This is a genomic window from Streptomyces sp. NPDC020299, from assembly GCF_044387825.1.
Lineage (GTDB): Bacteria > Actinomycetota > Actinomycetes > Streptomycetales > Streptomycetaceae > Streptomyces.
Map to the genome: position 1 here is coordinate 28884 of NZ_JBIRWL010000030.1, position 17824 is coordinate 46707.

The 17824-nt window shown below is 72.2% G+C and carries 17 protein-coding genes; 8 read left to right on the plus strand and 9 right to left on the minus strand.

The features are described 5' to 3' along the window. The first annotated feature begins 66 nt into the window (after positions 1 to 66). Entirely contained in the window at positions 67 to 285 is a 219-nt protein-coding gene (locus tag ACH45E_RS42660; protein WP_361455442.1) for a hypothetical protein, read from the plus strand. 18 nt (positions 286 to 303) lie between these two features. Here the strand turns inward: ACH45E_RS42660 and moaA are convergent, their stop codons facing one another. The 3 genes from moaA to ACH45E_RS42675 all read right to left on the minus strand — a co-directional run bounded on the left by moaA (position 304) and on the right by ACH45E_RS42675 (position 3434). Then, the gene (moaA, locus tag ACH45E_RS42665) at positions 304 to 1293 is read right to left on the minus strand and encodes a GTP 3',8-cyclase MoaA (RefSeq protein WP_361455440.1); all 990 of its coding nucleotides are present in this window, start codon (positions 1291 to 1293) and stop codon (positions 304 to 306) included. A 162-nt stretch (positions 1294 to 1455) separates the two neighbouring features. Next, a complete protein-coding gene (locus tag ACH45E_RS42670; RefSeq protein WP_361455437.1) occupies positions 1456 to 3081 on the minus strand; it encodes a cation acetate symporter in 1626 nt (541 codons plus the stop codon). Next, positions 3078 to 3434 carry a DUF485 domain-containing protein gene (locus ACH45E_RS42675; RefSeq protein ID WP_361455434.1) on the minus strand — a complete coding sequence of 119 codons (357 nt, stop codon included), beginning with the start codon at positions 3432 to 3434 and terminating at the stop codon, positions 3078 to 3080. Before ACH45E_RS42675 ends, ACH45E_RS42670 begins: the two co-directional genes overlap by 4 nt. Before the next feature lie 258 nt (positions 3435 to 3692). Between ACH45E_RS42675 and ACH45E_RS42680 the strand changes: the two genes are divergently transcribed. After that, entirely contained in the window at positions 3693 to 5228 is a 1536-nt protein-coding gene (locus ACH45E_RS42680) for a S8 family serine peptidase (RefSeq protein WP_361455431.1), read from the plus strand. Positions 5229 to 5287: 59 nt separating this feature from the next. Further along, a complete protein-coding gene (locus ACH45E_RS42685; protein WP_361455428.1) occupies positions 5288 to 6661 on the plus strand; it encodes a CoA transferase in 1374 nt (457 codons plus the stop codon). 23 nt (positions 6662 to 6684) lie between these two features. Here the strand turns inward: ACH45E_RS42685 and ACH45E_RS42690 are convergent, their stop codons facing one another. From ACH45E_RS42690 to ACH45E_RS42715, 6 genes are all read right to left on the minus strand, one after another. Further along, the gene (locus tag ACH45E_RS42690) at positions 6685 to 7731 is read right to left on the minus strand and encodes a zinc-dependent alcohol dehydrogenase family protein (protein WP_361455425.1); all 1047 of its coding nucleotides are present in this window, start codon (positions 7729 to 7731) and stop codon (positions 6685 to 6687) included. A 73-nt stretch (positions 7732 to 7804) separates the two neighbouring features. Then, positions 7805 to 8515, minus strand: coding sequence for a VIT family protein (locus tag ACH45E_RS42695; RefSeq protein ID WP_361455422.1), 711 nt, complete (start codon positions 8513 to 8515; stop codon positions 7805 to 7807). 24 nt (positions 8516 to 8539) lie between these two features. After that, positions 8540 to 9790, minus strand: coding sequence for an amidohydrolase family protein (locus tag ACH45E_RS42700; RefSeq protein WP_361455419.1), 1251 nt, complete (start codon positions 9788 to 9790; stop codon positions 8540 to 8542). Continuing rightward, on the minus strand, positions 9787 to 11070 hold the full coding sequence (locus ACH45E_RS42705) for an amidohydrolase family protein (RefSeq protein ID WP_361455416.1): 1284 nt from the start codon (positions 11068 to 11070) through the stop codon (positions 9787 to 9789). Before ACH45E_RS42705 ends, ACH45E_RS42700 begins: the two co-directional genes overlap by 4 nt. Before the next feature lie 12 nt (positions 11071 to 11082). After that, entirely contained in the window at positions 11083 to 11967 is an 885-nt protein-coding gene (locus ACH45E_RS42710) for an SDR family NAD(P)-dependent oxidoreductase (RefSeq protein ID WP_361455413.1), read from the minus strand. Continuing rightward, entirely contained in the window at positions 11967 to 12773 is an 807-nt protein-coding gene (locus tag ACH45E_RS42715; RefSeq protein ID WP_361455410.1) for an acetoacetate decarboxylase family protein, read from the minus strand. The genes ACH45E_RS42710 and ACH45E_RS42715 overlap by 1 nt, the downstream gene beginning before the upstream one ends. 162 nt (positions 12774 to 12935) lie before the next feature. On the opposite strand from ACH45E_RS42715, the gene ACH45E_RS42720 reads away from it, so the two are divergent. The 5 genes from ACH45E_RS42720 to ACH45E_RS42740 all read left to right on the plus strand — a co-directional run bounded on the left by ACH45E_RS42720 (position 12936) and on the right by ACH45E_RS42740 (position 17794). Then, positions 12936 to 13940, plus strand: a complete 1005-nt coding sequence (locus ACH45E_RS42720; protein ID WP_361455407.1) for a DEDDh family exonuclease — start codon at positions 12936 to 12938, stop codon at positions 13938 to 13940. 127 nt (positions 13941 to 14067) lie between these two features. Beyond that, positions 14068 to 14301, plus strand: a complete 234-nt coding sequence (locus tag ACH45E_RS42725) for a hypothetical protein (RefSeq protein WP_132854627.1) — start codon at positions 14068 to 14070, stop codon at positions 14299 to 14301. 49 nt (positions 14302 to 14350) lie between these two features. Then, entirely contained in the window at positions 14351 to 15145 is a 795-nt protein-coding gene (locus ACH45E_RS42730; protein ID WP_361455403.1) for an SURF1 family protein, read from the plus strand. A gap of 61 nt (positions 15146 to 15206) precedes the next feature. Further along, positions 15207 to 17033, plus strand: coding sequence for a glycoside hydrolase family 15 protein (locus ACH45E_RS42735; RefSeq protein ID WP_361455400.1), 1827 nt, complete (start codon positions 15207 to 15209; stop codon positions 17031 to 17033). 5 nt (positions 17034 to 17038) lie between these two features. Then, positions 17039 to 17794, plus strand: a complete 756-nt coding sequence (locus ACH45E_RS42740) for an SDR family oxidoreductase (protein WP_361455397.1) — start codon at positions 17039 to 17041, stop codon at positions 17792 to 17794. Positions 17795 to 17824: the final 30 nt, after the last annotated feature.

The window sequence follows — 17824 nt, forward strand, 5'->3', positions numbered from 1 at the left end:
CCGGGCAGCTCCCCCCGTGGCTGCTCGGCGTCGCCTTTTTTGTCTGCCGTGTGTGAGAACGAAGCCGTGACTGACGAGACCCCCATCTGCTCCGCCAAGGGCTGCCGTGCCGATGCCGTGTGGGTGCTGGCGTGGAACAACCCGAAGATCCACACGCCGGAGCGGCGCAAGACGTGGCTGGCGTGCGAGGAGCACCGCGAGCACCTGTCGCAGTTCCTCTCCGTACGCGGTTTCCTGAAGGACGTCGTCCTGCTCACCGAGTGGGAGCCGGCCGGGCAGGCCTGACCCACTGAACCTGACCGGTCAGCCTCCGATGGCTGACATCGGCCGGTCCGGCTGGACGAACGACGGGTCGTCCAGACCGGCGCCCGCCTTCTTGCCCCACATGGCCAGGCGCCAGATGCGGGCGATCTCCTCGTCGGGGGCGCCGGAGCGCAGGGCGGCGCGGAGGTCCGTCTCCTCGGTGGCGAAGAGGCACGTGCGTATCTGGCCGTCGGCGGTGAGGCGGGTGCGGTCACAGGCCGCGCAGAACGGGCGGGTGACGGAGGCGATGACGCCGACGCGGTGCGGGCCGCCGTCGACCAGCCAGCGTTCGGCCGGGGCCGAACCCCGTTCACCTTCGCCCTCGGGGGTCAGCTCGAAGCGGGTGCGCAGCGAGGCGAGGATGTCTCCCGCGGTGACCATGCCCTCGCGCCTCCAGCCGTGCTGGGCGTCCAGGGGCATCTGCTCGATGAAGCGCAGTTCGTAGTCGTGCTCCACTGCCCAGGCGAGGAGGTCCGGGGCCTCGTCCTCGTTCAGGCCCGGCATCAGGACCGTGTTGACCTTCACCGGGGTCAGTCCGGCCTCGCGGGCGGCCTGGAGGCCCTCGATGACGTCCTTGTGGCGGTCGCGGCGGGTGAGCCTCTTGAACACGTCCGGGCGGAGGGTGTCGAGGGAGACGTTGACCCGGTCGAGGCCGGCCGCCTTCAGGGCGGTGGCGGTGCGCCCCAGGCCGATGCCGTTGGTGGTGAGGGACGTCTGAGGGCGGGGCTCCAGGGCCGCGACGCGCTCGACGAGGCCGACGAGGCCGGGGCGCAGCAGGGGCTCGCCTCCGGTGAAGCGGACCTCGGTGATGCCGAGGGAGGTGACCGCGATGTCGATCAGGCGGACGATCTCGTCGTCCGTGAGCAGGTCGGGCTTGGCCAGCCACTGCAGGCCCTCCTCGGGCATGCAGTACGTACAGCGCAGATTGCAGCGGTCGGTCAGCGAGACCCGCAGGTCGGTGGCCACCCGGCCGAATGTGTCGATGAGCACGTGGGACCCCTCCCCTGTGGTGGATCGTGGCGATCACTCGTCTGCCGTCACTTGTGAGCCTACGCGACACCACTGACAGCGACACAGATCCGATCCCATCACAGTGGACACGTCCGCGTCATGGGGCCCTACGTCCCCACGACGCGGCCGCTCGTACCACGCTCAGTGCGCCCCGGTTCCGGTCAGGGACCGCACCTCCAGCTCCGCGTACTTGCCGGCGTCCGGTGCCTCCTTCGACAGGAGGGTGCCCACGACGCCCAGCAGGAAGCCGACCGGGATCGAGATGATGCCCGGGTTCTCCAGCGGGAACCAGTGGAAGTCGACGTCGGGGAACATCGACGTCTCCTTGCCGGAGACCACCGGGGAGAACAGCACCAGGCCGACCGCGGTGACCAGGCCGCCGTAGATCGACCACAGGGCGCCGGAGGTGGTGAACCGCTTCCAGAACAGGCTGTAGAGGATGGTCGGCAGGTTGGCGGAGGCGGCGACCGCGAAGGCCAGGGCGACCAGGCCGGCCACGTTCAGGTCGCGGGCGAGGGCGCCCAGCAGGATCGAGACGGCGCCGATGCCGACCGTGGCGTACCGGGCCGCGTTGATCTCCTGCTTCTCGGTGGCCTGGCCCTTCTTGATGACGTTGGCGTAGATGTCGTGGGCGAAGGAGGAGGACGAGGCCAGGGTCAGGCCCGCGACGACCGCGAGGATCGTGGCGAAGGCGACCGCGGAGATGGTGGCGAGCAGGATGGCGCCCCAGTTGGAGTCCACCCCGCCGAGGTGGAGGGCCAGCAGGGGCGCCGCCGTGTTGCCGGCCTTGTTGGAGGCGATGATCTCGTCCGGTTTGATCAGCGCGGCGGCGCCGAAGCCGAGGGCGAGGGTCATCAGGTAGAAGGCGCCGATCAGGCCGATGGCCCAGATGACCGACTTACGGGCGGCCTTGGCGGTGGGGACGGTGTAGAAGCGGATCAGGATGTGCGGCAGCCCCGCCGTGCCGAGGACGAGGGCGATGCCCAGGGAGATGAAGTCCAGCTTGGTGGTGCCGGTGGCGCCGTACTTCAGGCCGGGCTCGAGGAACGCGGAGCCCTTGCCGCTGTTGTCGGCGGCCTTGCCCAGCAGATCGGAGATGTTGAAGTGGAACTTCAGCAGGACCAGGAAGGTCAGCAGCAGGGCGCCCGCGATCAGCAGCACGGCCTTGACCATCTGGACCCAGGTGGTGCCCTTCATGCCGCCGATGGTGACGTAGACGATCATCAGGAGGCCGACGAGTGCCACGATGCCGATCTTGCCGCCGTCGCTGGTGATGCCGAGCAGCAGCGAGACCAGGACGCCGGCGCCGGCCATCTGGGCCAGCAGGTAGAAGATCGACACGACGATCGTGGAGGTGCCGGCCGCCGTGCGGACGGGGCGCTGGCGCATGCGGTACGCCAGTACGTCGCCCATGGTGTAGCGGCCGGAGTTGCGCAGCGGCTCGGCGACCAGGAGCAGGGCGACCAGCCAGGCGACCAGGAAGCCGATGGAGTACAGGAAGCCGTCGTAGCCGAAGAGGGCGATGGCGCCCGCGATGCCGAGGAAGGACGCGGCGGACATGTAGTCGCCGGAGACGGCGAGGCCGTTCTGGAAGCCGGTGAACTGCCGTCCGCCGGCGTAGAAGTCGGCGGCGTCCTTGGTCTGGCGGCCGGCCCAGACGGTGATGACGAGGGTCGCGGCGACGAAGACCGCGAACAGGGTGATGATCAGTGTCCGGTGCTCACTCGCCTCGCCGGCCGCCAGCAGGCTCTGCTGCCCGATGTTCATGCGCCGCCCTCCATCCGGGACTTGATGGCCTCCGCCTTGGGGTCGAGGTCAGCGGCGGCGCGCCGCGCGTACCACCAGGCGATCAGGAACGTGGTGAGGAACTGGGCGAGGCCCAGCACGAGGGCGACGTTGACGTTGCCGGCCACCTTGGTGCCCATGAAGTCGCCCGCGTAGTTGGAGAGCAGGACGTACAGCAGGTACCAGGCGATGAAGGCGACGGTCAGCGGGAAGGCGAAGGAGCGGTGGGAGCGGCGCAGTTCCCCGAACTCCGCGCTCTCCTGCACCGCGGCGAACTCCTCGGTGGAGGGGAGTCGGGGCTGGGTCTTCGAGGGGGGCGGTGTCTCGGTGGCCACGGAGTCTCCTCGTGTCGCGGGCGGTTTGCGGCGGGGGGCTCGATCCTGTTCGGGGTCCCCGTCGAAGGTCCACGGCGCCACGCGAGGACCGGTTCAAGTCGTATGAGTTCTTTCGGAAGTCGTCTCCCGTGGTCATTGCTGGCCGACGAGACGCCGGGATAGCTTCGCCCTGCACCACTAGTCATGTACCTGCCCGAGAAACACCTGTGTCCCGGGCGGGTTTCGTTCTCGGATGACCTCGGACGATGTGGAGATCCCATGTCTCATCTGCGCTCCGGACGCCGGCTCGCCCTCGCCGTGCCCGTCGTGCTGTCGCTGACCGCGTCGCTCGGCTTCCTCCCGTCGGCGGCGTCGGCGGCGTCGACCGCCCCGTCGACGGCTGGGGCGACGCGCGCGGCGGACGGCCCGAACCTCGCGTACCTCGTCAACACGAGGACCGACCGCCGCACCATCGCGTCGGTGCAGAAGGCCATCAAGGCGGCCGGCGGTTCCGTCGTGGTGACGTACGACAGGATCGGTGTGATCCTCGTCCACTCCGCGAACCCGGACTTCGGCAAGCAGATCCGCGCGGTGCGCGGAGTGCAGTCGGCGGGCGCCTCGCGGACCGCGCCGCTCAGCGCGGCGGGGACGACGGACGAGGGCGCGGTGCAGGTCCTGTCGAAGGCCCAGGCGGCGAAGCTCGCGAAGAGCGCGGCGGTGGGCGAGGAACCGCTGGAGGCCGACCAGTGGGACCTGCGGGCGATCGGCGCCGACAAGGCCGCACGGATCGACCCGGGCAGCAGACGGGTGACCGTCGGCATCATCGACACCGGCGTCGACGACACCCATCCGGACATCGCCCCGAACTTCTCCGCCTCCCAGTCCGCGAACTGTGTGAGCGGCAAGGCGGACACGACGTACGGCGCGTGGCGGCCGGTGGACGCCGACCACTACCACGGCACGCATGTCGCCGGTGAGATAGCCGCGGCCCGCAACGGCATAGGCGTGGCGGGGGTGGCCCCGGGGGTGAAGGTCTCGAGCATCACCGTGGCCCAGCCGGACGCGAACTCGCTGTTCTTCCCCGAAAGCGTGGTCTGCGCCTTCGTGTTCGCCGCCGATCACGGCATCGAGGTCACGAACAACAGCTACTACGTTGATCCGTGGCAGTACAACTGCATGGACGACCCCGATCAACGTGCCATCGTCGACGCGGTCAACAGGGCCCAGCTGTACGCCCAGCGCAAGGGCACGCTCAATGTGGCCGCCGCGGGCAACTCCAACGACGATCTCGACTCGGACGCCCTGGTCGACGCATCCAGCCCCGACGACTCGACGCCCACGACCCGGACGGTCGACCCGCACAAGTGCTTCGACGTGCCGACCCAGCTGCCCGGCGTGGTCACGGTGAGCGCGACCGGCGTCAAGGGCGCCAAGTCGTACTACTCCAGCTACGGCCAGGGCGTCGTCGACGTGGCGGCCCCCGGCGGCGACAAGTTCCAGATCCCGGACACGCCGTCCAAGAACGGCCGCATCCTGTCGACCCTGCCGAACGACCAGTACGGCTTCCTCCAGGGCACCTCGATGGCCACCCCGCACGTGGCCGCCGTGGCCGCGCTGCTGAAGTCCGCCCACCCGCACGCCACCCCGGCGCAGTTGCAGGCGTTGCTCAAGGCCGAGGCGGACAACCCCGGCTGCCCGAGCGACCCGTACGACGGGGACGGCGACGGTGTCGTGGACGCGACCTGCGTGGGCGGCAAGCACGTCAACGGCTTCTACGGGTCCGGCGTCGTCAACGCGCTGCGCGCGGTCAAGTAGCCCCGGCATCGACGAACCCCGTTCATATATTGATTCAGTCAATACTGCATAGTGCAGTCATGACGGAAATCAACTTCACCTGGTCCGCCCTGGGCGGCGACCCCGCCCTCCTGACGCGGGTCGGCACCGTGATCAGGGAAGGCGCGCTCCAGTCGCGCCTTCCCGTACGGGAGATGGCCCGCTCCTGCGTGGGCGCGTGCGCGCTGGCCGCCGCCGAGCTGGGGGCGCGGCGGGGCGGGCTCGTCGAGGTGCCCGGGGTGGGGGTGGACGACGGGGCGGTGGCGGCCGCCTTTCACAGTGAGCGGCTGCTCACGGTCGACGGGCGGGCGCCGGTCGTGTTCGCACCGCTGTCGCGATTCTGGCGTACGGCCGACGGGTGGGTGCGCACGCACGCCAACTATCCCCACCACCGGGCGCGGCTGCTGGGCGCGCTGGGGCTGCCTGAGGACACCTCCGTGGAGGCCGTGGCCGAGCTGCTCGCCGAGCGGCCCGCGCGGGAGGTCGAGGAGACGGTGTACGGCGCCGGGGGCCTCGCGGTCGCGCTCCGTACGCCCGAGGAGTGGGCCGCGCACGAACAGGCCGCCGCCGTGGCCGCCCGGCCGCTGGTCGAGCGCGGGCGGCTGGGCTCGGCACGCGCGCGTGCGCTGCCGCCGCTGGGGGCCGCCTCTCCCCTGCTGCCCGCCGCCGGGCTGCGCGTCCTGGACCTGACCCGGGTCCTCGCAGGCCCGGTCGCCACCCGCACGCTCGCCCTGCTGGGGGCGGACGTGCTGCGCGTGGACTCCCCGCGGCTGCCCGAACTGGCCGACCAGCACGCCGACACCGGCTTCGGGAAGCGGTCGGCGACGCTGGACCTGGCCACGGACCGGCAGGCCTTCGAGGAGCTGCTGGCCGAGGCGGACGTGGTGGTCACCGGGTACCGGCCGGGCGCACTGGACCGGCTCGGCCTCTCCCCCGAGGCGCTGGCCGAGCGGCGGCCCGGGCTGATCGTGGCGCAGGTGTCGGCCTGGGGCGCGTACGGACCGTGGGGCGGGCGGCGCGGCTTCGACAGCCTGGTGCAGGTCGCCACCGGCATCGCGGCCGTCGAGGGGGCGGCCGACCGGCCCGGTGCGCTGCCCGCGCAGGCGCTCGATCACGGCACCGGCTATCTGCTGGCCGGGGCCGTACTGCGGGCGCTGACCGAGCAGTCGTACGACGGCGGTGGCCGCCTCGTCCGGCTGGCGCTCGCCCGGACCGCGCGCTGGCTGACGGACGAGGCGGCGCCGGGCGCGGACGGTGACCTGCCGTACGACGGGCCGGACGCCTGGCTCGCCGAGACGGACAGCCGGCTGGGGCGGCTGCGGTACGCACGCCCGCCCGTGTCCTTCGCGGGCGGCCCGGCCGACTGGGCGCGGCCTCCGGTGTCCTGGGGGACGGACGCCGCCCGCTGGGCCTGACGCCAACGGTCGGCTGGTGCCGGTCAGCCGTTCGTGACCAGCACCTTGAGGGCGGTGCGCTGGTCCATCGCCTTGTAGCCGTCCGGGACGCCCTCGATGTCGACCGTCATGTCGAAGACGGGCGACGGGTCGATCGTGCCGTCCAGGACGTCGGGCAGCAGGTCGGGGATGTAGGCGCGGACCGGTGCGACTCCGCCGCGCAGCGCGAGGTTCCGGTCGAACATGACGCCGAGGTCGAGGCCGGTACCGCTGCCGTGCGGCACGCCCACGAAGCCGATGGCGCCGCCGTCGCGGGCGATGTTGACGGCGGTCCGCATGGACTGCTCGGTGCCGACCGCCTCGACGACGCCGTGCGCGCCCTGCCCGCGGGTCAGCTCGCGGACGGCCTCGACGGCCGCCTCCCCGCGCTCGGCGACGACGTCGGTGGCGCCGAAACGACGCGCGATGTCCGTACGGACCTGGTGCCGGCCGAGGGCGATGATCCGCTCGGCCCCGAGCCGCTTGGCGGCCAGCACGGCGCACAGGCCGACCGCGCCGTCCCCGACGACGGCGACCGTGGCACCGGGGCGGGCGCCCGCGCCGAGGGCCGCGTGGTGGCCGGTGCCCATGACGTCGGACAGGGTCAGCAGCGCGGACAGCAGGTGGTCGTCGGAGGCCGCCTCCTTGGGCAGCTGGACCAGGGTGCCGTCGGCGAACGGCACCCGGACGGCCTCGCCCTGGCCGCCGTCGTAACCGACCGAGCCCCAGAAGCCGCCGTGCTCGCAGGAGGTGGTCAGGCCCTCGCGGCAGTAGTCGCAGACACCGTCGGACCACATGAAGGGCGCGACCACCAGGTCCCCGCGCCGTACCGTGCTCACCGCGGAGCCGGTCCCCTCCACGACACCGAGGAACTCGTGCCCGATGCGCTGCCCCGGCTGCCGGGCCGCCTCGCCGCGGTACGCCCACAGGTCGCTGCCGCAGACACAGGCGCGCAGCACCCGTACGACGGCGTCGGTGGGCAGCTGCACCACGGGCTCGGGCACGTCCTCCACGCGCATGTCGTACGGGGCGTGGATGGTGGTGGCGCGCATGGCGGGGGTTCCTTCTTCCTGCGTGAGTGAGTGGTCGGGCGCACCTCACGGTACGCGTCGCCGCTGTGCGCCCTCACACCCCCGCCGCGCCCAGCAGCGTCCCCGCCGCGTATGTCACCCCCATGGCCAGCGCCCCGCCCGCCACGTTCCGCAGCACCGCCCGGCCCGGCGCCGCGGCACCCAGGCGGGCGCTGCTGAAGCCGGTGAGGACGAGGGCGGCGAGCACGGACGCCACGGTCACCGCCAGCCGCAGGCCGGCCGGCGGGAGGACGATCGCCAGCAGCGGCAGCAGGGCGCCCACGGTGAAGGCCAGGAAGCTCGCCCAGGCCGCGTGCCACGGGTTGGTCAGTTCGTCCGGGTCGATGCCCAGCTCCACGCGCGCGTGGGCCCTCAGCGCGTCCCGCGCGGTGAGCTGCTCCGCCGCCTCCCGCGCCACCTCCCGGGACAGCCCGCGCTCTCGCAGGAGCTCGGTCAGCTCCTCCAGCTCGGCCGCGGGCTGCTCCCTCAACTCCCGTTTCTCCAACGCCAGGGCGGCCATCTCCGAGTCGCGCTGGGTCGAGACCGACACGTACTCGCCCGCCGCCATCGACATGGACCCGGCCAGCAGCCCGGCCAGGCCCGCGGTGAGCAGGGCGGCCCGGGAGTCCGTGGCGCCGGCCACGCCGACGACGAGGCCGGCGGTGGACACGATGCCGTCGTTCGCGCCGAGGACGGCCGCCCGCAGCCAGTTCAGGCGGGAGCCCAGCGCGCCGCCGTGCGCCTCGTCATGGGTCGGTTCCGTCACACCAGGAGGATTCCATCCCGGCGGTCACCACACCCGTACCGACGCTCCCCGCGCGAACACGGGGCTGGTCGCGTCCGCGGGCGGCTCCAGGAGCGGCTCGCTGAGCTCCGCGAACGTCGGGCCGGCCTTCGCCGCGATCGGGTCCAGGAAGTCGAGGTCGAAGCCGTACACGCGGGCGGCGTTGCCCCCGAGCATCGCCGTGAGCTCGTCCCGGGGCACGCCCGCGTAGGCGAAGCGCAGGGCCTGGCGGGAGTAGGGGTGGGTCCCCTCGTCGTGGGGGTAGTCGCTGCCCCACATGATCTTGTCGATGCCGATGCGGTCGCGCAGCGGCACCTCGTGCGGGCGCATGAAGCTGGCGCCGACGAAGCAGTTGTCGCGCCAGACCCGCGAAGGGGCCCCGCCCATGCCGGCGGCCAGCCCCGCGCCGAACTTGGCCTCCGCCGTGGCCGCCTTCGTCGCGGCGGCGACCAGGCGGCCGTGGTAGTAGTCCAGCATGTCCAGGACCCCGGGGATCCAGCCCGAGCCCTGTTCGGTCAGGACCAGCCTCAGCTCCGGGTGCCGGCGGAAGGCGCCGCCGAAGACGAGGTGCCACAGCGCGCGGTGGGAGAACCAGGTCGTCTCGACCATGAAGACCGCGCGGGCGGCCGGTTCGTCGCCGAGCGGCGGGGAGGCCGAGCCCGCGTGGTGGTTGACGGGCACGCCGAGTTCCGCGCAGACGGCCCAGATCGGGTCGTACGCCGACGAGTACAGCTCGGGCAGCCCCGAGCCCGGCGGTGTGCCCGGCAGCAGCACTCCCCCCTTCAGGCCCGCGCCGGCCGCCCACCGGATCTCCCGCACGGCCTCCTCGACGTCGTTCAGGAGGATCTGGCAGACGCCCGCGCGGCGGCCCGGCGCGGCCGCGCAGAAGTCCGCCAGCCAGCGGTTGTGGGCGCGCAGCCCCGCCCACCGGCGGTCGAACTCCTCCGCGGTCGGCGTGGGCGCGCTCAGGGAGCCGGACGGGAAGAACGGCGGGATGGTGTTCGGGAAGACCACCTCCGCGACGATCCCGTCCGCCTCCAGCTCGGCCAGACGCAGCTCGGAGTTCCAGTTCCGGTCGGCCGAGTCGGCGAGCAGGTCCTCGTACGGGTTGACGTACGTGGCCGCCCAGGCGTCGAAGTCCTCGTGGTAGCGCCGCTCCAGGTACGGCTTGTAGTCGAGGAGGTCCGCGCCCGCGTGGCAGTCGGCGGAGATGACGGTGCAGCGGTCCTCGCCGAGGTCCGGGTCCGTGGAGTTCACGGGGTCACCCCCAGGTCCGGGAAGTCGTGGCCGGTCAGCCAGTGGCGGCCCACCTCGCGCGAGCGCGCCCAGGACGCCTCGACGGCCGCCTGGTCGTCCGGCTGGCCGAGGTCGGCGGGGGTGGGGCCGATCCGCCGGGCGAGCGGGGTCAGCCGCGCCACGTCGAAGCCGAAGGCCTCGGCCGCCGCGAGGCCCAGCATGCGGCGGGTCTCGGTCACCGGGATGTCGTGGAAGGTGCGGCGCAGCCACGCGCGCGTGTCGGGCCAGGTGCCCTCGGGGTGCGGGAAGTCGCTGCCCCACAGGATGTTGTCCACGCCGATCTCGTAGCGCTGGGCCAGTTCGCGGCGCTTGGTGTTGGTGGCGCAGACGAACACCTGCCGGTCGAGGTACTCGTGCGGGGGACGCTTGAGTTCCTGGAAGGGCGAGAGTTTCTTTCCGCCGTGCGCGCCCAGGTAGAGGCGGTCCATGAACCACAGCAGGTTCGGCAGCCACCAGCAGCCCGACTCCGCCACCCCGAACCTGAGGCCGGGATGGCGTTCGAAGACCCCGGACCACAGCAGGAACCACAACGGCCGGGCGGGCCACCAGGTGACCTCGGAGACGTAGATCCCGAGGTGGTCGCCGTACTCGTGCCGCGGAGCCGCTCCGGAGTGCGTCAGCACCGGCATCCCGCACTCGGCGGCCGCCGCCCACACCGGGTCGTAACGGCGGTCGTGGTACGGCTCCTTGTCGACCCACATGGACGGGATCATCAGGGCGCCGAGCCCGGCCTCCTTGGCACGGTGGACCTCGGCGACCACCCGCTCGGCCGGGGCCGTGACGGGCAGCAGGGCCACTCCGCAGTGCCGTTCGGGGTGCTCGGAGACGAAGTCGGCCAGCCAGCGGTTGTGCGCCCGCGCACCCGCCATGCCCAGTTCGGGGTCCTGGTCGCCGGACAGGCCGAGGCCCACGCCGAAGGGAGCGGCCGTACGGCTGTCCACGGCGTCGGCGTCCGGGAAGACCACCTCGGCGGCCACCCCGTCGCCGTCGAGTTCCTTCAGCCGCCGGCCGGTGTCCCAGCCGCCGCGCAGGCCCTCCTCGTTGTCCTGGAACCACTTGTCCGCGAAGGCCTCGTTGCGGATGCCGAGCCGGGTCATCTCCTCGCGGCGCCGGCCCTGGCCCGCGAGGAACTCGTCGAAGTCCCGGTGGAACCGGGCCTCCAGGTAGGGCCGGTACTCCTCGGTGGGCAGCCCGGCGTGGCAGTCGGAGGAGATGATCAGGTACGGGTCCTGGTCAGTCACGTCGGTCTCCTGTCAGTCCAGGACGAAGCTCTCGAGATACGACGGGTTCGCGCGCTCGAGCATGGACCGTGCCCGCGCGCGGATCTGCCGGTCGCTGTGCTCGCCGGCCGGCAGCAGCCAGAAGCGGTCGGCGCGGATGCCGTCCACGACGAGGCCGGCGACCTCCTCGACGGGTGTGAAGCTGACCTCCTTGCCCGCCGCGCGCATCGCCGCCTCCCACTGGTCGAGGCTGCGGTACGGGGTCTTGCGCGGCCTCTGTTTCGCGTACCGCTCGGGCCGGTTGCGGTGCGACTCCCACAGGCCGGTACGCAGCATGTGCGGGCCTGGGAAGAGCACCGAGGCGCCCACGCGCGCGTGTTCCGCCTTCAGGTGGGCGTACAGGGACTCGGTCAGCGTGACGACGGCCGCCTTGGTGACGGCGTACACGGAGGCGGTGGGCAGCGGGGCGATGCCGCCGTCGCCGGAGGACGTGTTGACGACATGACCGGGTTGACCCGACTTGATCATCCGTGGCACGAACGCCTGGACGCCGTGGAAGACGCCCCACACATTGACGGAGAACGCCCACTTCCAGTCGTTCGGGTCGTGCTCCCACATGCGGCCCTCGGCGCCCGAGCCCACCCCGGCGTTGTTGCACAGGACGTGCACGGCGCCGTACGTCTCGTACGCCGACTCGGCGAGCTCCAGGACCTGTTCGCGGACGCCGACGTCGACCACGCGCGCGTGCACGTCCGCGCCGTCCGCGCGCAGGTCGTCGGCGGCCTTGTCCAGGGCGGCCCCCTCGACGTCGGCGAGGACCACCTTCAGGCCCTCGGCCGCGAACCGCCGGGCCATGGCGAGGCCGATGCCGCTCGCGGCGCCGGTGACGACGGCGACCTGTCCCTCCCTCAGCTCCATCACAGGCCTCCCTCGGAAGTCTCGGGCGGGGCGTCCAGGACCTGGCGCGGATCGTCGTACCGCTGGTGGACGTACGGCAACAGCGCCTGCGGATCGACCCGCTCGGCGACCCGGCCGCGCTGGTCGCTGGTCTTGCGGCCGAGGGTGATCTCGACGAGGCGCAGGACCGGCAGGTCGGCGACGGGGTCGTATCCGGACTCGCGCAGCACCACGTTCCCGGTGACCGCCTCCAGTCCGCTCACCTTCTCGTGGCGCACGCAGTGCACCAGCAGCGGGTCGCCGTCGAAGCCGGAACCGTCCACCGCGGGAAGGAACTTGAAGTAGAAGTCGGTCTTCCGCGACGGCTCGGGCAGGGGCAGCCGGCCGCTCACCGTGCCGTGCACCTCGACGAAGGCGATGCCGTGCCGGGCCAGCGCCGCGCGCACCACGGGGCCGTCGCGCTCGACGGTCACCTCACCGAGCTTCTTGGGCTCTCCGAAGACCTCCCGGCCGCCGGTGAGGGCGCGTTCGTGGGTCATCGGCATCACCAGCGGATACCAGCCCTCGGTCCCGCCGTGGGCGGCGGCGACCGCGAACGAGCCCGCGCCGAGCGGATATCCGGGCAGGTCGACCTTGCTGATGCTGACCCGGACCAGGGGGCGCCCGGTCGGTTTGAGCGGGGGCGGCAGCACCGCGGCCACCGCGTCCGGATCGGTCTCCCAGAGGGCCACCACGCCGGTGGACCAGATGTCGGGGAGCTTCGCGCTCGCGGTGCGCGCGGCCGTGGCCTCCGCCTCGGTCCGTGCGCCGTACCGTACGCGTGCCATACGCCGTACCGCCCTTCCCTGGGCCGTCAACCGCCGGGCGGCAGCACGGTCGCACCGTGGGGTGAAGGTGTCCATAGCCGCGCACAGGGAAGGGACATGTGCGGTGGCGGACCCGAACCTCCGGGAGAGGGCTGTCAGTCGCGGCCCGTATCCTCAGTGACCATGCTCGAAGACCGAACGACCGCAGCGTCCTCCCCCACCCGGTGGCCGGCCGCGTATCCCCGGGGATACGCGGTCGTTGACGTGGAGACCACGGGCCTGGCCCGGGACGACCGGATAATCTCCGCGGCCGTCTACCGGCTGGACGCGCGCGGTGAGGTCGAGGACCACTGGTACACGCTCGTCAATCCGGAGCGGGACCCGGGCCCGGTGTGGATCCACGGTCTGACGAGCGAGGTACTCGAGGGCGCGCCGCTGTTCGCGGACGTCGCCGAGGAGTTCGCCGCCCGGCTCGCGGACCGGGTGCTGGTCGCGCACAACGCCGTCTTCGACTGGCAGATGATCGCCCGGGAGTACGCGCGCGCGGAGCGCGAGGCTCCGGTGCGGCAGCGGCTGTGCACGATCGCGCTGTCGAAGGAACTGGGTCTGCCGCTGCCCAACCACAAACTGGAGTCGCTGGCGGCCCACTTCGGCGTCGTGCAGCGGCACAAGCACCACGCGCTGGACGACGCGCGCGTGCTCGCGGAGGCGTTCCGGCCCAGTCTGCGGGCCGCGGCGGAGGGCGGGGTGCGGCTGCCGCTGCTGGAGTGCCGGCCGCTGACCGAGTGGCAGGACCGGCCCGCGCCCCGCATCGGCCAGCAGGCCGGCGGCGGGGGTGGGGGGTACGGCGGATACCGGCCCGGCACCTGGCGTCCGGCCCGCAGGCGGCCCGCGTGCCCGTATCCCAACCCGGGCCGGTACGAAGAGGGCAAACGTCTCAAGCAGGGCATGCGGGTCGCGTTCTCCGGGGACACCTCGGTCGAGCGTGACCTGCTGGAGGACCGGGCGACCGAGGCGGGACTGCATGTCGCGACCAGCCTGTCCCGGCTGACCAGTCTCCTGGTGACCAACGATCCGGACTCGGGCACCTCGAAGGCGGTCAAGGCGCGGCAGTACGGGACGCCGGTGGTGGACGAGGCGGCGTTCGGACAGCTCCTCGCGGATGTGGAGCCCGCGTCGGAGAAATGACCGTACGGACGGACGACCGTATGGAGAAACGACCGTATGGAGGAATGACCGTACGGATGGGTGATTGCCGTGCGACTCGCCCGGCGGCCGCTCGCCCGGGCGGCGGCGACGGCTCACTCTGTGGCGCATGGCGAGATGTGAAGTATGCGGCAATGACTACGGCATGACCTTCGAGGTGCACGCCCAGGGCGCGGTGCACGTCTTCGACTGCTTCTCCTGCGCGATCCACCGCATGGCACCGATCTGCGAACACTGCCGGGTGCAGATCATCGGCCAGGGCGTCGAGGTCGAGGGCCACTGGTACTGCGGCGCCCACTGCGCGCGCTCCGAGGGCAAGGTGGGCGTCGTGGACAAGGTGTGACCCGGTACCCGCGCGATTGCGCCCCACGACCGAGTTGTACCGTCGTGGGGTGCACCGCTACCGCTTTCTGCTGACCCGCCAGTGGGTGATCCTCACCCTGGTGGCCCTGCTGCTGATCCCCACCATGATCTGGCTGGGCATCTGGCAGAAGCACCGGTACGAGATGCGCAGCGCCCGCAACCAGCTGGTCTCCGAGGCACTGGCGGCCAAGCCGGTGCCCGTGGAGCGGCTGAGCTCCCCGGGGCACGCCGTCACCCGCACCGAGAAGTACCGCAGGGTCACCGCGACCGGCACCTTCGACACCGCGCGGGAAGTGGTCGTCCGGCGCCGCGTCAACGCCGACGACGAGGTCGGTTTCCACGTCCTGACGCCGTTCGTGCTGACGGACGGCAAGGTGCTGCTGGTCAACCGCGGCTGGATCCCGGCGAACGGCGCGCAGACCGCCTTCCCCGAGATCCCCGCACCGCCCGCCGGCCGGACCACCGTCACCGGGCGGCTGATGGCCGACGAGACGACGGCGGCCAGCGGCATCAAGGAGATCAAGGGGCTGCCGAACCGGCAGATCATGCTGATCAACAGCGCGGAGCAGGCCCGGCGGCTGCACGCCCAGGTGCTCGGCGGCTACATCCAGCAGACCGCTCCGGAGCCCAAGGGCGACACCCCGGAGCTGCTCTCCGACCCCGGCAAGGAAGACGCCCCGCTGAACTACGCGTACATGATCCAGTGGTGGCTGTTCGCCGCGGGCGTCCCGTACGGCTGGTTCGTTCTGGTCCGCCGCGAGGACCGGTCCCGGGCGGAGGCGGCGGCGCAGACGAGCGAGGAACCCGCGACCGCCGGGGTGTGAGGTCACCTTCCCGGACCAGCCGGCTGATTGTGGCCGCGCCACACCGGGAATCCGGAAACCCGTGCAACCGCGCATCGAGGACTACGCCCTCATCGGTGACGAGCAGACCGCGGCCCTGGTCGGCAGGGACGGCTCCGTCGACTGGCTGTGCCTGCCCCGCTTCGACTCCGCCGCCTGCTTCGCGCGGCTCCTGGGCGACGAGGAGCACGGTCACTGGAGGATCGCTCCCAAGGGGGCCGGCCCCTGCACCCGCCGCGCCTACCGCCGCGACACCCTCGTCCTCGACACCGAGTGGGACACCCCTCAGGGGTCCGTCCGGGTCACGGACCTGATGCCGCAGCGCGACCACGCACCCGACGTCGTACGCGTCGTCGAGGGGCTGTCCGGCCGGGTCACCGTCCGCAGCACCCTGCGCCTGCGCTTCGACTACGGCTCGATCGTGCCGTGGATGCGCCGGTCCGGCGGCCACCGGGTCGCCGTCGCGGGGCCCGACTCGGTGTGGCTGCGCAGCGAACCGTCGGTGCGCACCTGGGGCGAGGACTTCGGCACGTACTCGGAGTTCACCCTCGCCGCGGGCGAGCGGGTCGCGTTCGTGCTCACCTGGCACCCATCGCACCAGCCGCGCCCCCCGCTGGTCGACCCGTTCGCCGCCCTGCGGGACAGCGTCACGGACTGGCGGCGCTGGGCGTCCCGCTGCCGCTACCAGGGGCCGTACCGGGACGCGGTGGTCCGTTCCCTGATCACCCTCAAGGCCCTCACCTACGCGCCGACCGGCGGCATCGTCGCCGCGGCCACCACCTCGCTCCCCGAGGAACTGGGTGGCGTACGCAACTGGGACTACCGCTACTGCTGGCTGCGCGACTCCACGCTCACCCTCGGCGCCCTGCTGGCCGCGGGCTACCGCAAGGAGGCGGAGGCCTGGCGCGACTGGCTGGTGCGCGCGGTCGCGGGCGACCCGGCGGACCTCCAGATCATGTACGGCCTCGCGGGCGAGCGCCGGCTGCCCGAGTTCGAGCTGCCCTGGCTGCCCGGATTCGCCGGTTCGGCGCCCGTACGGATCGGCAACGACGCCGTGCGGCAGCTGCAGCTCGACGTGTACGGGGAGGTCATGGACTCGCTGTCGCTGGCCCGGCGCGCGGGCATGCCTCCCAAGCCGCACATGTGGTCGCTCCAGGGCGTGCTGCTGGAGTTCCTGCGCTCGGCGTGGCGGCAGCCGGACGAGGGCCTGTGGGAGGTGCGCGGCGGGCGGCGGCAGTTCGTGCACTCCAAGGTGATGGTGTGGGTGGCCGCCGACCGTGCCGTGCGCACGCTGGAGGAGAACCCCGAGCTGCGCGGCGACCTCGACGGCTGGCGCGCGTTGCGCGACGAGGTGCACCGGGAGGTGTGCGAGAAGGGCTACGACCCCGAGCGGAGGACCTTCACGCAGTACTACGGCTCGCGTGAACTCGACGCGGCCGCGCTGCTCATCCCGCGCGTCGGCTTCCTGCCGCCCGACGACCCGCGGGTGATCGGCACGGTCGACGCCGTCCGCGCCGGACTCGGGCAGGGCGGCTTCGTACGCCGTTACGACACCGACTGCGACACCGACCTCGGCTCCGACACCCGCTACGACGCCGGCGGGGCGGCCGTCGACGGGATGCCCGGCGGGGAGGGCGTGTTCCTGGCGTGCTCCTTCTGGCTCGCGGACGCCCTGCATCTGACGGGCCGGACGAAGGAGGCCCGGGAGCTGTTCGAACGGCTGGTGGGCCTCGCCAACGACGTGGGGCTGCTGTCCGAGGAGTACGACCCGGTGGCCGGCTGCCAGCTGGGCAACTTCCCGCAGGCGTTCAGCCATATCGGCCTGGTGAACACCGCCCTCGCCCTGTTCGGGAGCGACGAGGCAGGATAGGGGCCATGGATCTTGGACTGAAGGACCGGGTGTACGTCGTCACCGGAGCCACGCGCGGCCTGGGCAACGCCGCCGCGCGCGAGCTCGTCGCCGACGGGGCGAAGGTGGTCATCACGGGGCGGGACGAGCAGCGGGTCGCCGACGCGGCGGCCGAGCTGGGTCCGAACGCGGCCGGTGTCGCCGTCGACAACGCCGACCCGCAGGGCGCCGAGCGGCTGATCGCGGCCGCCCGCGAGCGCTTCGGCGGCTTCGACGGCGTCCTGATCAGCGTCGGCGGGCCGCCCCCGGGGTTCGTCGCCGACAACACGGACGAGCACTGGCGGGGCGCGTTCGAGTCGGTGTTCCTGGGTGCGGTACGGCTGGCTCGCGCGGCGGCAGCGGAGCTGGAGCCGGGCGGGGTCATCGGGTTCGTGCTGTCCGCCTCTGTGCACGAGCCGATCCCGGGACTGACCGTCTCCAACGGGCTGCGGCCCGGGCTCGCCGGGTTCGCCAAGTCCATCGCGGACGAGCTGGGGCCGCTCGGGATCCGGGTGGTGGGGCTGCTTCCGTCGCGCATCGACACGGATCGCGTGCGCGAGCTGGACGGGTTGTCGGCGGACCCGGAGGCCACCCGGGCGGCGAACGAGTCCCGGATTCCGTTGCGGCGGTACGGGACGCCCGAGGAGTTCGGGCGGGTGGCCGCGTTCCTGTTGTCTCCGGCCGCGTCCTATCTGACGGGGATCATGGTGCCCGTCGACGGCGGGATGCGGCACGGTTTCTGAGGGTTCCGAGGGTTCCGAGTTTTCGGGTCA

Coding starts and splice junctions, on each gene's coding strand:
- ACH45E_RS42670 (WP_361455437.1), bottom strand. CDS start 3,081: ATGAACATCGGGCAGCAGAGCCTGCTGGCGGCCGGCGAGGCGAGTGAG.
- ACH45E_RS42680 (WP_361455431.1), top strand. CDS start 3,693: ATGTCTCATCTGCGCTCCGGACGCCGGCTCGCCCTCGCCGTGCCCGTC.
- ACH45E_RS42685 (WP_361455428.1), top strand. CDS start 5,288: ATGACGGAAATCAACTTCACCTGGTCCGCCCTGGGCGGCGACCCCGCC.
- ACH45E_RS42690 (WP_361455425.1), bottom strand. CDS start 7,731: ATGCGCGCCACCACCATCCACGCCCCGTACGACATGCGCGTGGAGGAC.
- ACH45E_RS42710 (WP_361455413.1), bottom strand. CDS start 11,967: ATGGAGCTGAGGGAGGGACAGGTCGCCGTCGTCACCGGCGCCGCGAGC.
- ACH45E_RS42715 (WP_361455410.1), bottom strand. CDS start 12,773: ATGGCACGCGTACGGTACGGCGCACGGACCGAGGCGGAGGCCACGGCC.
- ACH45E_RS42720 (WP_361455407.1), top strand. CDS start 12,936: ATGCTCGAAGACCGAACGACCGCAGCGTCCTCCCCCACCCGGTGGCCG.
- ACH45E_RS42725 (WP_132854627.1), top strand. CDS start 14,068: ATGGCGAGATGTGAAGTATGCGGCAATGACTACGGCATGACCTTCGAG.
- ACH45E_RS42740 (WP_361455397.1), top strand. CDS start 17,039: ATGGATCTTGGACTGAAGGACCGGGTGTACGTCGTCACCGGAGCCACG.